This window comes from Paraburkholderia sp. A1BS-2L (assembly GCF_051125205.1).
GTDB lineage: Bacteria > Pseudomonadota > Gammaproteobacteria > Burkholderiales > Burkholderiaceae > Paraburkholderia.
On sequence record NZ_CP120433.1, the window covers coordinates 15,137 to 28,964 of the forward strand.

16 protein-coding genes are annotated in these 13,828 nt (G+C 62.7%); 11 read left to right on the plus strand and 5 right to left on the minus strand.

Features of this window, described 5'->3' with window-relative positions; all coding sequences use genetic code 11:
- Positions 1-10: 10 nt before the first annotated feature.
- The 11 genes from P5W98_RS35665 (at position 11) to P5W98_RS35715 (ending at position 10,773) form a co-directional block, all read left to right on the plus strand.
- On the plus strand, positions 11-409 hold the full coding sequence (locus tag P5W98_RS35665; protein ID WP_090838855.1) for a hypothetical protein: 399 nt from the start codon (positions 11-13) through the stop codon (positions 407-409).
- A gap of 1 nt (position 410) precedes the next feature.
- Positions 411-614 (plus strand): hypothetical protein, encoded by a 204-nt coding sequence (locus P5W98_RS35670; protein WP_028229625.1) that lies wholly within the window; start codon positions 411-413, stop codon positions 612-614.
- Positions 611-865, plus strand: coding sequence for a hypothetical protein (locus tag P5W98_RS35675; protein ID WP_028229626.1), 255 nt, complete (start codon positions 611-613; stop codon positions 863-865). Before P5W98_RS35670 ends, P5W98_RS35675 begins: the two co-directional genes overlap by 4 nt.
- Positions 866-880: 15 nt before the next feature.
- Entirely contained in the window at positions 881-2,416 is a 1,536-nt protein-coding gene (locus P5W98_RS35680; RefSeq protein WP_090838854.1) for a zeta toxin family protein, read from the plus strand.
- Positions 2,417-2,684: 268 nt separating this feature from the next.
- Complete coding sequence (locus P5W98_RS35685) at positions 2,685-2,990, plus strand: hypothetical protein (protein WP_244212348.1); 306 nt, start codon at positions 2,685-2,687, stop codon at positions 2,988-2,990.
- A gap of 95 nt (positions 2,991-3,085) precedes the next feature.
- Entirely contained in the window at positions 3,086-8,116 is a 5,031-nt protein-coding gene (locus P5W98_RS35690; RefSeq protein WP_244144671.1) for a DEAD/DEAH box helicase family protein, read from the plus strand.
- A 523-nt stretch (positions 8,117-8,639) separates the two neighbouring features.
- Positions 8,640-8,777 (plus strand): hypothetical protein, encoded by a 138-nt coding sequence (locus P5W98_RS35695; RefSeq protein WP_007183045.1) that lies wholly within the window; start codon positions 8,640-8,642, stop codon positions 8,775-8,777.
- A 78-nt stretch (positions 8,778-8,855) separates the two neighbouring features.
- Positions 8,856-9,116 (plus strand): hypothetical protein, encoded by a 261-nt coding sequence (locus P5W98_RS35700; protein WP_008344351.1) that lies wholly within the window; start codon positions 8,856-8,858, stop codon positions 9,114-9,116.
- Positions 9,113-9,508 carry a hypothetical protein gene (locus tag P5W98_RS35705; protein WP_090839289.1) on the plus strand — a complete coding sequence of 132 codons (396 nt, stop codon included), beginning with the start codon at positions 9,113-9,115 and terminating at the stop codon, positions 9,506-9,508. The genes P5W98_RS35700 and P5W98_RS35705 overlap by 4 nt, the downstream gene beginning before the upstream one ends.
- An 11-nt stretch (positions 9,509-9,519) precedes the next feature.
- A complete protein-coding gene (locus P5W98_RS35710; protein ID WP_090839291.1) occupies positions 9,520-10,491 on the plus strand; it encodes a DUF7221 family queuine tRNA-ribosyltransferase-like protein in 972 nt (323 codons plus the stop codon).
- 9 nt (positions 10,492-10,500) lie between these two features.
- Positions 10,501-10,773, plus strand: coding sequence for a hypothetical protein (locus tag P5W98_RS35715; RefSeq protein ID WP_090839293.1), 273 nt, complete (start codon positions 10,501-10,503; stop codon positions 10,771-10,773).
- Between the two features lie 74 nt (positions 10,774-10,847).
- Here the strand turns inward: P5W98_RS35715 and P5W98_RS35720 are convergent, their stop codons facing one another.
- From P5W98_RS35720 to P5W98_RS35740, 5 genes are all read right to left on the minus strand, one after another.
- Positions 10,848-11,525 carry a hypothetical protein gene (locus P5W98_RS35720; protein ID WP_090839294.1) on the minus strand — a complete coding sequence of 226 codons (678 nt, stop codon included), beginning with the start codon at positions 11,523-11,525 and terminating at the stop codon, positions 10,848-10,850.
- A complete protein-coding gene (locus tag P5W98_RS35725; protein ID WP_007182996.1) occupies positions 11,522-11,788 on the minus strand; it encodes a hypothetical protein in 267 nt (88 codons plus the stop codon). Before P5W98_RS35725 ends, P5W98_RS35720 begins: the two co-directional genes overlap by 4 nt.
- A gap of 107 nt (positions 11,789-11,895) precedes the next feature.
- Positions 11,896-12,297 (minus strand): hypothetical protein, encoded by a 402-nt coding sequence (locus P5W98_RS35730; RefSeq protein WP_028229513.1) that lies wholly within the window; start codon positions 12,295-12,297, stop codon positions 11,896-11,898.
- Positions 12,298-12,799: 502 nt separating this feature from the next.
- Positions 12,800-12,991 carry a hypothetical protein gene (locus P5W98_RS35735; protein ID WP_090839123.1) on the minus strand — a complete coding sequence of 64 codons (192 nt, stop codon included), beginning with the start codon at positions 12,989-12,991 and terminating at the stop codon, positions 12,800-12,802.
- Between the two features lie 18 nt (positions 12,992-13,009).
- Positions 13,010-13,816, minus strand: a complete 807-nt coding sequence (locus P5W98_RS35740; protein WP_090839125.1) for a hypothetical protein — start codon at positions 13,814-13,816, stop codon at positions 13,010-13,012.
- Positions 13,817-13,828: the final 12 nt, after the last annotated feature.

Genomic DNA, 13,828 nt, shown 5'->3' on the forward strand with positions numbered 1-13,828 from the left:
GAGGATCGACATGGAACTGAAAGTAAAGGACGCTGCCGGCGAAGTGCGCGCGATTGACATCGATGCGTGCAACGCTGCGATTGTCGCCGGCACCGACGGCTTCGCCATATCGCTGCTTGACAGTCTCACGGCTGACGAGTGCCGACAGCTCTATCAATGGTGCAACGACCAAAGCGCGAATGCGAGCGGCGCAATCGACATAACCGCTTGGCCTGGCTGGAATGACACTGCGGCTCAACAGTTTCAACGTGCCGCTAACAAATGTCGGAACTACAACATCAATGTCCAGACGATATCGCAATCGTTCGTTCAACTCATTGTAGGAGCACCGTCCAGCGGCAAATCGGTGATGATGAACACGATTTCCGTGACCGACCCGGCCGCGCCGGAATCGAAGGAGGGCAACTGACATGAAGGCAGCCGTACAGACGAGCGTCGCGATCGTCGCCCTTCTCGTAGGATTGTTTTTCTGTTTCGCAGCCGCGCGCGGCTACATGCTGCACAACACCATCGCTTTCAGACCGCTGCTGTTCGGTCTGGTCGACGTGGTTGTCGCATGTGTGTTGCTGCGCCACGCCTACATGGCCCGCAAGGCCCGGAGCATGACGTTATGACTACTTGGACTGACGACCAGCTTGCCGATTACGAGTGCGCGCTCGAAACGATCGGCAACGTAATCGCCTTGAAGGCGCGCGACATCGAAGAGGAAAAGGCGAAGAACGCGCCGGACGTTGACCGGCTCGCCGAACTGCGTCGGCAGCAAGCCGACCTCGCCGGGGAGCGCAGCCGCCTGCGCATCGGCGACCACGATGCTGTCGCGCGCGTCATTGAACAATATGGCAGGCTCGTGCGCGCGAGCGCATGACGACTTGAGGCCACGATGACGGTCATCCACGACAATCGCCCGCGCGGGCTCTCGGTCGAAGAGGCGCAGCAAGCCGTCGACGAGTTCCTCGCCGAGTACAACGGGAACATTCCCGTAACCGCCATTGTGCGTGCGACGCAGGAGGAAATCTATGGACCCGAAGCATCCCGTGAAAAACTCGGCTACCGCATCGACGGGGCATACCACCCGGCCCGACGCATCTTTACCCTTGCAGCTTCCAATATGGGTGACGAAGGGGCCGTCCGACGAGCCCTTCGCCACGAGCTGCTCGGCCACTACGGGCTCAACACTTTCAGCCCGACTGAAAAGCGCGCTCTGCTCGATCGCGTTCTGGAAACGCGGCACGAGCCATCGCTGAGCCATATCTGGAAGCGGGTAGAGTGCGATTACGCCTCGCTTCCAGATCTGTACAAGGCCGAGGAAGTGTTCGCCTTCGTCGCCGAGGAAGAACGGAGCTTCGTCGGGCGTGCGTGGGACGGCGTGCGCGCGACGCTCCAGCGTGCCCTGCGCGCAACGGGCCTTTCGAAGGGCCCGCTTACGCTCGCAGAGCTACGCGACGCCGCACGCGACATCGCCACGGGCATCCGCGCCGGCGATCGCCAGCAGCAGACCTTTCCGCAGACCGACACTGCGCAGTTTCGGCTGGACTCTGAAACGCACGGCGAGATCCTGCGCGAGATCCAGACCCAAGCACTCGCGATCACGCGGCCCGTCCAGCGACCCGTAGCGATCATCCTTGGCGGCCAACCGGGCGCAGGCAAGGCAGCGCTCGCCAGCGTAGCGCTGGACGAGCTCGCCGGCAATGCCGTGAAGATCGACGCGGACGAACTCCGCAAGAACCATCCAAGGTACATCGCGCTGATGCGCGAGGATGACCGCACGGCGGCAGACCGCACCCACGGTGATGCGGGCCCGTGGGCCGTCAAACTGACGAGCGCCGCGATGGCCGCGCGTCGAAACCTGATCGTAGACGGCACGATGCGCGACCCTGACAACCTCGCCAAGCTCTGCCGGAAACTGCGCGATGCCGGCTACCGGATCGAGGCCCGCGTGATGGCCGTCAACGCGCTTGTCAGTCGCCTAAGCATCCACGAGCGCTATGAGCGCCAGGTGCAGGCCAACGGCTTCGGCCGTTGGTCGAATCGCGATAAGCACGATGCAGCGTTCACCGGCGTTCCGCTGACTGTCGAGAAGCTCGAGGCCGAGCAGCTCGTCGACCGGATGACCGTGTTTGCGCGAAACAGCGACGAGCCGGTCTACGACAATCGCCTCGTCGCCGCGCAATGGGAGCAGCCACCGGCAGGCCGCGAGCGTGTCGACGCCGAGCGCTCACGCGAATGGTCATCTACCGAACGCCACCAGTTCGTCGGCAGGCTCGACGCGATCGCACGTCGCATGGAGCAGCGAGGAGCAGGCGAAGCCGACTTCAGGTCGCTGGCCGATCTGCGCGCCGACTTCGAGCGCGAGCACCAAGCTGACCGCCACGCGCCGCGCGTGCCGCACCGCGTCGCGCCGAAACCGGGAGGCTGACGCCGATATACGACACTCGCAGACATACGCCGCATACGCCACAGAACCTGCCCGTATGGCCGTATGTTCAATCCCGCTAGCCGTTTTGGACGTATTTTGTATAATGCCTATGATACAAACGGCTAGAGGGCGTACATCATGGCGAAAAAACGGCAGCCGGCCGACGATCTCAATCAGTTTTCATTCGATTTCGAATTCAACGAGACCGCCGACATCATCGACAGCCTTCAGGCACAGATCGATGTCGACGAAGATGAAGGAGCACAGCATGCTTATCGGACAAACTCAGCCGCTGACGATCGCGGCCAAAATCCTCAAGCCGACGACGATCCAAGCCGTCCGGCGTTCGCCCTCGTATCACCTGCAGGGCTGGAAAATCCTCGACCGCTGGGCGTTCAACAGCCCGGAGAAACTGCGCTCGCTGGAAGCGCAGGGCGAGGTAATTCTGCTGGGCAGACTGCTCGAGCAGCAGACGATCGAGCACCAGGTCTTGAGCCGGTCGATCGACCAGAAGCAGAACGGACTGACGGAACACGAGATTCTGGCCAGCAACGAGATCAACACCGAGCTGTAACGCCGGTCGATTACACGATCACCGCAGCGGATCAGCTCGGCGAGGGCGGAGCCAAGGCCAAATATCGCGACAACATCGCTGCCTTGAAGCTGCTCATGCAGCTCCGCGAACAGGCTCGCGCCGCGACGCCCGACGAACAGGCGATCCTCGTGCGCTACGTTGGTTGGGGCGGTCTCCCGCAGGCGTTCGACCATCGCAACCAGGACTGGCAGGACCAGTACCTCGAGCTCGCCGCGCTCCTCCCGAAAGACGAATACGACCGTGCACGCCGTTCCACGCAGGACGCGCACTACACGTCGCAGATCGTCATCGACGGCATCTACAAGGGCCTCCAACGTATCGGCTTCGACGGTGGCCGGGTCTTCGAGCCGTCGGCCGGCATCGGCAACTTCGTCGGCCTCATGCCGGCGCCGATGCGAACCGCGAGCCATTTCACCGCGATCGAGCTCGACCCGCTGACCGCCGAGATCGCGCGTCATCTCTATCCGAGCGCGACGCATATCAACCGTGGCCTGCAGGACGTTGTGATTCCCGCCGGTCACTTCGACGCCTGCGTCGGCAATCCGCCATTCGGCACTCAATCGCTCTACGATCCGCACCATCGTGAGTTGGGCGGCTTCTCGATCCACAACTATTTTCTCGCGAAGTCGATCGACAAGCTCCGCGAGGGCGGGGTGATGGCCGTCGTCGTCAGCCGCTACTTCCTCGACGCGGCCAACACCGCGGCGCGCGTGCACATCGCCGATCGCGCCCACTTCCTCGGCGCGATCCGTCTGCCGAACACCGCATTTAAGCGCAACGCGCTCACCGAAGTTACGACCGACATCATCTTTTTTCAGAAGGCGGCCGCCGGCGATACTCCCGATCGCCGCTGGGTGGATGTCGGCGAAATACGAGACCACGAGACTGGCGAGGCGATCACGCTCAACCGCTATTTCGTCGACCATCCCGAGCAGATGGCCGGTCGCATGGCCATCACCAGCAAGATGCACCGCGACACGGCGGACCTGTTGCCGGAGGCCGGCGTCGATCTCGCCGACTCGATCGAGAAGCGCCTGCAGGCGCTGCCTGCTGACGTATATCGACCAGCGACCGATGTCGCTGCTGCGGTCGACGAACGCGAGGAGAAGCCGGCGCTCACGCTGCCCGACACGCTCAAGATCGGCTCGTTCTTCACCGCGCCGAACGGACGCCTCGCACGACGCCTGCCGGACATCCTCGACGAGCACGACTATGCCTACGTCGAACCGAAGAACGAGCGCGCCGGCGCACGCATTAAAGGCATGGTGCAAGTGCGCGAGGCGCTGCGCGACCTCATGCTGGCCGAGCAGTCTGAGCACGTCACCGACTTCGCACTGACCTCGAAGCGCACGACGCTCAATCGCGTCTATGACGAATTCGTGCGCAAGTTCGGGCACGTCAGCTCGCAGGCGAACCGCCTCGCCATGTCGGAAGATCCCGAGTATCCGCTGCTGCACGCACTCGAAAGCGACTACGACAAGGGCATCTCGCCCGAGACAGCGAAGAAGCACGGCGTGGAGCCGCGCCGGCCGAGCGCGAACAAGGCGGCGATCTTCTCGAAGCGCGTCATGAGTCCACGTAAGGAAGTCACGCACGTCGAGACGGCGAAGGACGCGCTTGTGGTGTCCATGAACGAGAGCGGCCGCATCGACCTCGCGCGCATGATGCGCCTAACGGGCAAGCCCGAGGACGAGTTGATTCGCGATCTCAAAGGGCTTATCTACCTGAATCCCGAGCGCGATCGCTGGGAGACGGCGGACCAGTATCTGACCGGCAATGTGAAAGCGAAGCTGCGCACGGCCGAAACGGCCGCCGGGCAGAATCCGCGCTACATCGAGAACGTCGACGCACTGCGCGCCGTTCAGCCCGCCGACATCGAGCCGGTCGATATCTCCATCCAGCTCGGCTCGACGTGGGTACCCGACCAGGTGATCGGTCAGTTTGTCGGCCACTTGCTCGGCGACGTGCGCCGCCGCATCACGTATCAGGAAACGCTGGGCAAGTGGCTCGTCGACATCGAGCACGGTGATCGCACCACGGCACGCGTCACATGGGGCACCGAGGCATATCCCGCCAACGAGCTCATGGAGTCGATCCTGACGAACCGGCCGATCCAGGTCAAGGTCGAGGCCGGCAAGGACGCGAACGGGAACAAGATATACCGCGTTGATGACGCACAGACGGCGGCCGCCAACCAGAAGGCCGACGAGATCCGGCAGGCGTTCCTCGATTGGGTGTGGGAGGACAAGGATCGCCGCGAGACGCTCGCCCGAATCTACAACGATCGCTTCAACACGAACATTCCGGCGAAGTACGACGGATCGCACCTGGACCTTCCCGGCGCGTCGCTCGACATCACGCTGCGGCCGCACCAGAAAGACGCTATCTGGCGCGGCATTCAGGACGGGACCGCGTTGTTCGATCACGTCGTCGGCGCCGGCAAGACGCTCGTGTGCGTCGGCACCATCATGGAGAGCAAGCGCATGGGCCTGATGTCGAAGCCCATGCTCGTCGTTCCGAACCATCTGCTGCTGCAATGGAAGGACGCTTTCTACTCGCTATATCCCAACGCGAACATTCTCGTCGCCGAAAAAAGCGACTTCAAGAAGGAGAATCGCGAGCGCCTGTTCGGTCGCATCGCAACCGGCGATTGGGACGCCGTGATCGTCGCTCACAGCTCGTTCAAGAAGATCGGCATGCCCGAGGATACGCTGCGCGAGCTGCTCGAGGAACAGATCGAGGACCTGAGCGACGCCATCACGCAGATCAAGGCTGAGCAGGGCGACCGGATCACGATCAAGGAGATGGAAAAGGCGAAGGAGCGCATGACCGAGCGCCTCGAGCGCAAAGCCGACACCGGCGCGAAAGACCAGGCGGTTAGCTTCGCCGACCTCGGCGTCGACTCACTCTTTGTTGACGAAGCGCACGAGTTCAAGAACCTCTTCATCACGACGACGCTCAGCCGCGTGTCCGGACTTGGCAATCTCGCAGGATCGGAGAAGGCATTCGACTTGTTCGTGAAGGCCCGTTACCTGCAGCAGCGCAACGACGGCCGCGGCATCTTCTTCGCGACTGGCACACCGATCAGCAACACGATCGCCGAGCTTTACACCATGCAGCGCTACCTTCAGTACGACGAGCTCAAGGCGCGCGGCATCGTCCACTTCGATGCATGGGCCTCCACCTTCGGGCAGGTGGTCACGGGCTGGGAGCTTGATGCCACAGGCGTTAATTACCGTCTGAACAGCCGGTTCTCGAAGTTCCAGAACGTTCCCGAGCTCATCTCGCTGTACCGCACGTTCGCCGACGTTATCACGAAGTCGGATCTCGACCGCCAGGCCGCAGAACGTGGCACCCGCTTCCCGGTTCCGAAGATCAAGGGCGGGCGGCCGCAGAACATCATCGTCGAGCGATCGGAGGCGCAAGCGCTGTTCATGGGCGTGCAGACACCCGTGCTCGACGACAAGGGCGAGGCGGTCCTGCGCGGCGACGGCATGCCGCTGAAGAACTGGAACAGTGGCTCGATCATTCACCGGATGGAGAACCTGCCCAAGGACCCGCGCGTCGACAACCCGCTCAAGATCACGAACGATGCACGCAAGGCCGGCCTCGACTTCCGCCTCATCAGTCCGCACGCGGCCGACGACGCCGGCAGCAAGATCAACACGGCGATCGACAACATCTATCGCATATGGGAGGCGTGGAAGGACCGGAAGGGCACGCAACTCGTGTTCTGCGATCTGTCGACGCCAAAACTGTCAAAGAAAGCCGCGCCGATCGCGCCGGCGGACGGCGATGACGAGGGCGACGACGAAGCGCCCGCCATCTCGATGGACGAGTTGCTGGCCAGCAACGCGGACTTTTCCGTCTACGATGACATCAAGGCGAAGCTGATCGCGCGCGGCGTGCCCGAGCATGAGATCCGCTTCATCCACGAGGCGACGACGGATCTGCAGAAGGCGAAGCTGTTCGACGACATGAACCGCGGCCACTCGCGCATCATGCTCGGCTCGACTGCGAAGATGGGCGCCGGCACGAACGTTCAGCGGCGACTCGTCGCCGAGCACCATCTCGACGCGCCGTGGCGGCCGAGCGATCTGGAGCAGCGTGAGGGCCGCATTCTGAGGCAGGGCAACCTCTTTTACGAAGAGGACCCAGACGGCTTCGAGGTCGAGATTCTGCGCTATGCGACTAAGCAGACCTACGACAGCCGCATGTGGCAGACGATCGAATACAAGGCCGCCGGCATCGAACAGTTCCGTAAGGGCGACAGTCTCCAGCGCGTGATCGAAGACGTTGCGAGCGAAGCCGCCAATGCGGCCGAGATGAAGGCCGCCGCGACGGGCAATCCGCTGATCTTCTTGCAGGTGCAGCTCAGTGCCGATCTGAAGAAGGTCGAGGCACTGTTCTCGAACTACAAGCGCAATCAGCACAGTCTCGAAAGCCGCGTCGGTTGGCTGGCCGATGCCGACAAGCGTGCTGATCGCGCTATCGCGCGCTGGAACCGCGAGATCGAGATCCGCGATGCAGCAACGACCGAGCAGTTCCGATTCGAGACCAAGAGCCGCGTCTATGGTGAGAAGGATCGGGAGACGCTGCTGGGCGAGGTCATGTACGCGATGAAGAAGGCCGTCGAACGACGGGCGGTCGGCATTCTTGACCGACCCACCGAGATGCCAGTCGGCCGCTATCGCGGGTTCGACATCAAGGTCTACGCCAGTCGCGACGAAATCCAGTTCACGCTGACCGGTTCCGACACTTACGAGCCCGAGAACCTGAGCTACCGCGCCGAGGAGAAATTCAGCATCACGGGTTTCGTCCATCGGCTCGACAACTTCGTGGCGCGGTTCGAGGACTGGCGACAGGAGGCCGAGGAGACGCGCGAGAAAGAGCGTCGTGAACACGCGAAGGCCGTCGCGGAGCAGGGCAAGCCGTTTCCGCAGCAGGCGCGCCTCGAGGCGTTGCGCCAAGACGTGCGCGACGTCATGACCGAGCTGAAGCTGATGCAGGCCGACGACAACTACGTGTCGCAGTGGCAGCCGCAGTCGCGGACCACCGACGGCAATGCCGGCCAGCAGCAGGACCGGTTCCGCATGCGCGCATGACGGGCAGGCACAAGATGTTGTGTCCGACCAGCTGCTCCTAACCACAACATCTTGTGTCACAGCCGCCGCGATCGCGGCGGTTTTTTCTTGCCTGCAAGCAGGCGGGCAGGGCACCCACCCATCCCCCGCCTTCCCGCCCTGCGGGAAGGAGCGAGTCGCCCTCTGTCGTCAAGGGTGCGGGGGAGATGAAACCACCCCCACACCCTCGACTGGAGCGTCTATCCCGGCACGCCAGCCCGTCAAGGGCCGCTGCGCTGCCGTCCTCACCCGTTCGGTGCTCGACCTGGCCTGCGGCCAGCTCTGCGCTCCGCTGCGGCTTCCGGGCGCCCCCTTGACCGCCTGACATGCCTCAACACCCACCAAATATTTACGTAATTGTGCAATTGCGTATTTACGTAAGTACGTAAGCGGGCTATAATATCTTCATGCAGTGACGGCCACGCCTCACCGCATCCCGGCCGGAACCACTGGCGGCTACCAGTCCCCGGCTACGTCGTTCACCGTCCCGTCTAGGAGCATTGGCATGAGCGCGAGTCTGTTCACACTGCATCATTGGATCGTAGTCCTAAGTTGCGCGTACATGGAGTACACGTACACGCCGTGGAACGGTCGCAACTACTACCGCCGCACGGTCGATTACGGCCGCGTCGTCTGGTGCTAACCAGACAAAAACTTCACTGATCGCATTGGCGGCTACCGATGCGATCGGTTCCTGCAACACCCACGTCTAGGAGCAACCATGCACATCAAGTTTCCGGTGCAGAAGGGCATGGCCCTCGCCGAGCTCGGCTACGGCGAAAGCCTGCTGGTTCCGTGCAACGATCGCACGGTGCAATCCGTCCAGTCGTCCATTCAATCGCTTTACGCGAAGAAGGGGCTCGCCTCCCGCGAGTTCTCTCAGCGCAAGGCGCTGCTGATCCTCGACGAGCACGTCCTGCCGGTGCCGGTCGTCATCGTCACCCGTCAACGTGCCGAAGTGCTCGAGGAGGTGCCGGCATGAGCAACCTCCTCGATTGCGTGAAGATCCGTGCGATGACGGCGGCCGACGCAGCGGCCGCGATGCGCACGCTGGCCAGCAAGATCGACGCCCAGGTCGGCATCGGCATTTGGGAAGGCTCGATCACGGGCACGCTGAGCGGGCAGACCTACGACGGCAACGACGGCAAGCACGTCGCCGTGTTCCACGACACCAGCTTGGTCGCACCGTTCGGCCCGCACGGCGACGCAGAGAGCGAGGCATGCGCCGCACTGTTCTGCCTTGCCGTGAAGCACGCCGAGGCGCTTGGCGGCCTCGTAGAAGCCGCACAAGCCGTTCTCGACTCGTGGGAGAAGGGCGATCTCGCCGCAGCCGTCCGCAGCCTGTCTGCGGGCCTGCAACGCGTCACTGAGTAGGGGAGGCCGGCATGTCCATCCGCAACATGCCGGTCGACCAGCGCAACGCGAGGCCGGAGCCGGGCCTCGTGATGCGCGTCGGCCTGCCGCATCGAGGCGGGAAGCTCGCCTTCCACGCTTTCAACAACGACTATCCGGTAATGGTGAGCGCTAACGCGTTCTGGAATCCGGCCACTCGTCGCTTTCACTTCCCGCAGGCCAGCGACATCGAGGAGCTCGACTTTGCCGTCGACAGCGCAGGCTTCACCGCGATGAAGCTCTGGCAGAGCAAGGGGCAGCAGCAGGGCATTGCCGGCATCTTCCCGTGGACTTACGCGCAGTACATCGAGTTCGCGACGTCGATCGGCGCGGCCTGGTGGGCGCAGCCGGACCTTTGCTGCGAACCCGAAATTGCACGGAATCAGGACGAGATCGACTACCGCGTCGACGCGACGGCAACGCTCCTCGAAGGTACGTTGCGCGTTGTCCATCACTGGCAGGCCGAGCTCGCGAAGACGTGCAGCCAGCGCGTCGTGATGAACCTCCTACAGCCGCCCGTGCCCGTCATTCAGGGCTGGTCGGCCAGCGATTACCTGCGCAGCCTCGATCTGCTCCTGCAGGTGTGGGAGCGTTGGCGGCCGTGGTATGCACCGCCGGCGCTGATCGGCATCGGATCTGTATGCCGACGCAGCCTGCACCACCCGACACATGGCTTGTTCGCGATCCTCGCGGCGCTCGAGGGGCATCTGCCGGCCGGGTCGCGCTTGCACATGTTCGGCGTGAAGGGGAGTGCGCTGTCGGAGTTGAAGATGTTCGACTTCGTCGCGTCGGCCGACTCGATGGCCTACGACTTCGGCGCGCGCATGACGGCGCGCAAACGCGGCGCGTCCAACAGCATCGCGCATCGTTCTGCGGAAATGAGCCGCTGGATGACGGCCGCGCAGGAGCGCCTGCGCCCGGCCGCCGGCGACCAGCTACGCCTGTCGTTCACCACTGACCAGTAAGGAACCACCATGAGCAAGGAACAACGCACTACGGCGTTTCGCACGGAACTGATCGCCCTCGTGAACTCCCACATCCGCGAGAACCAGATCATTCCCGAGGAGGTGGCCACCGTCTTCGCCGAAGAGGCCAAGGAGGCGCTGGACAGTCTCGCGTGGAAGCCGCACCCGCAGCGTGCCGCGAGCGAGCACCTGGTCGCGGCCGCGGCGTGTCTGAAGGACGGCCGCGTCATCCCGGTGCCGAACTTCGAGATCCTGTTCCCCGACGTCGACGACAAGGAGTAGGGCAGATCCACGCGCGAGGCACCAAGAGAAAAGGCCGGGAAATCCCCGGCCTTTTTCGTATATCGCCGTCGCCTTCACGCCGGCCGCGGTGCGCTGCTGCGCCGCGCGCGAGTCTCCTGCAGGCGCTGCATCTGTTCGTTGGCCAGCCGCGAACGCGGCGTCACACCGAGCTGCGCGTCGATCGCGTCGCATGCTGCCTGGAAGCTGCCGTAAGTGCCCTTAAGCACCTTGTCGCCATCCTTCGGCGCCGACGGAATACCGCTGCCGTAGGTCGTGTGGGTCTTCGCCATGACCTGATACACGTTGTAGCGGTCGACGACACCATCACCCTCGTGCTGGATGTCGAGGCGCTTGGCCGTGACTTCGCGCCCTGGATCGCCGCGATCGTTCGGCACGTTCGCGCGCGCAACGTGGTCGTACTCGCGCGATCGGAAGACGGTCTTGCCGACGACGACGTGTTCCTGCATTCGCGGATCGCTATCGGCCGGCGTAACGGGCTGGCACTCGACCATGAACACACGGTTCATGGTCGGATCTTCGAAGGGCGGCTTGCTGCCTGGCCCTTCGTGTTGTGCGAGTTGCGCGGCCACCTGGCGCGCGAGCTGCGCCACGTCGCGATCGACGCGATGATTGTCGACCGCTTGGATGATTGCCTTGTACTCGCTGCCCGTCAGGCGATGCCGTCGCTTTTCGTGGATGTCCTGCAGCAGCTCTTGGCATTGCTCGAGCGAAAGCGTCAGCACGCTATTCATCGCTTCACCCCCCGAGTCGCGACCTGTCGTAGTTGCACGCGAAGCATAGAGCTCACCAGCTCGGCGATGACGGCAATCGCGGCCGATGCGATGAGCGGCTTCGTCGTCCACTGCGCGATGCTGTCATCCATGCTGAGACCCTTCGTGTGCAGCACGATGCTGCTCACGACAGCAAGGGCAAGCACGAAGACGACACCGATTTTCCCGAGGCGGGAAAGTCGGTTCAGGAAGACGATCGTCTGGTTGAGCAGCAACTGGTTCATCAGGCTCTCCATTAGCTCGCGCTATCGAATTCCCCGCGCCGATAGACGCAATTTTACATAATAAAGATTATCGGTATTTTTGTAAGTTGTTGATTTTGCAGGAAATTTCAGGTTTTAGCCGCCGCTCGAACGATCTTTGGTGCATATCCGGACAACTGCTTGATGAGCGGATGCTCGGCTTCGAATCGGTCGATAGCTTTCAACGTCTCGCGGCGTTTTTCGAGCGCCGTATTCATCGGAGCGTTTTGCTGGGTGACGACTTCCTCGCCATGTTTCTCGACTCGGGCGTCGTAGCCCAAGCCTCGATCTGGCAGCGCATCTTGCGAGCCTCGAAGTTCAGCAAATGCGGCCGCATCTTCATCGTAGAGTTGTCGGTGCCGCGCGATGAGACTCTGACGTTCTTCCGCCGAATAGAACGTCTTCAAAAGCTGCAGTGCGGAGAGCGTTTCCAGAGATCTGGCGATGCTCCTCAGTTGCTCCAAAGTTTGATCGGTTTCCTTCGTATTCATCGATGGCCCTTGCTGTTCAATTACACGAAATCCCCACCCATCCCCCGCCTTCCCGCTCTGCGGGAAGGAGCGAGTCGCCCTCTGTCGTCAAGGGTGCGGGGGTAAGCCCCAACCCCCACACCCTTGCCTGGAGCGTCTACACCGGTACGCCAGCCCGTCAAGGGCCGCTGCGCTGCCGTCCTCACCCGTTCGGTGCTCGACCTGGCCTGCGGCCAGCTCTGCGCTCCGCTGCGGCTTCCGGGCGTCCCCTTGACCGTCTGCCATGCCCACAAATCAAACGCAAATACATACATACGTAATTGCGTACACTAATCCGGCAATCGACACCCTTTCCGCTGCTGGATATCTCGATCGCTCGGCCTCGAGGAGGCATCGAAGCGGAACGTCCCATCGTCGTACAGCTCAAGCCAACCCCACACGCATTCAAGCTCGGATTGACCTGGTTGCGGAGGCTTTTCCCACCACGGTTCGCGACTCATCAGTGCCGGCATGGCCATCTCCCTCACCTGCAGGTGTCGTTCGAGATCCCGCCGTCCGGGTTCGTGTCGACGCACACGGCGTTGCCTGTCGCGACGACGAAGTAGCGCGCGATGCCGGTCTGCGTGGACACAACCACCGCCGCGGCCGCCAGAAGCAGCCACAGCAGGCCCAAACCGATATTTCGCACTGCCTTGCCGCCCGAGCGTGCCTTCATCGCCGTGTCCCCTGCGTGTTAAAGATCGAAGCTGGCCAGCGGCGCCTTGGTCTGCGCATTCACCAGCTCGAGGTGCGCACGCGAGACGACGGCGAGCGCCGTGCCGTTCTCCGCGCGCGGCACGTACAGATACAGCGTGCCCTGCAGAGCGAGCGCGTTCTGAACGCGTGCCGCCTCAATGAGTTTCGCCTGCGCCTCATCGGAGACGGGCAAGCTGCACGGGAAATCCGACGGCAAAATTCGCAGCGTCGTGCCTTGCTGATTCCGCAGAATCCCTGCCCAGCAATACTGGCCGTAGCTCGTCAGCGGGAAACTCTTCGTGTTGAAGTCGTACTGGCTCACAGTGACGTTCGTCAGACCCAGCGGCTTCTGCGAATACCCGGACACCGGCAGCGCGTAGTAGTCGTGCTTCCGGTATTCGTCCATTGCGGCATTGATGCGCGGCAACTCGGTCGCGGCGAGATCCTTCTTCTTGAAGGCGTCGGTCTCGTTGTAGTACGAGGGCGACAGGCGGTTGAGCTTGTCTTCATCGCTCACTGCACCCTGCGTCTTCGCCGAAACGATATACGTCAGGGCCATGCCTGCCGGTTCACCGTTCAGATCGACATAGCTCGCCACCGGCACGCTGCGGTCCGGCTTCGGTAGCGTCGGCACCTGCGCGGCGGCCGGCGCCGGCGCTGGATCAGGCAGCTTCGGACTGTTCAGCAGCGACGCGGGCGACGCATTGGTCTGCCCCGCGCTGGCCTGCACCGAATCTTTCTTGCCATCGCACCCGGCGAGTACAAGGCCAACGGCCAACAGCATCGCACCAGCTTTCAAAGTCATCCATCAGTCTCC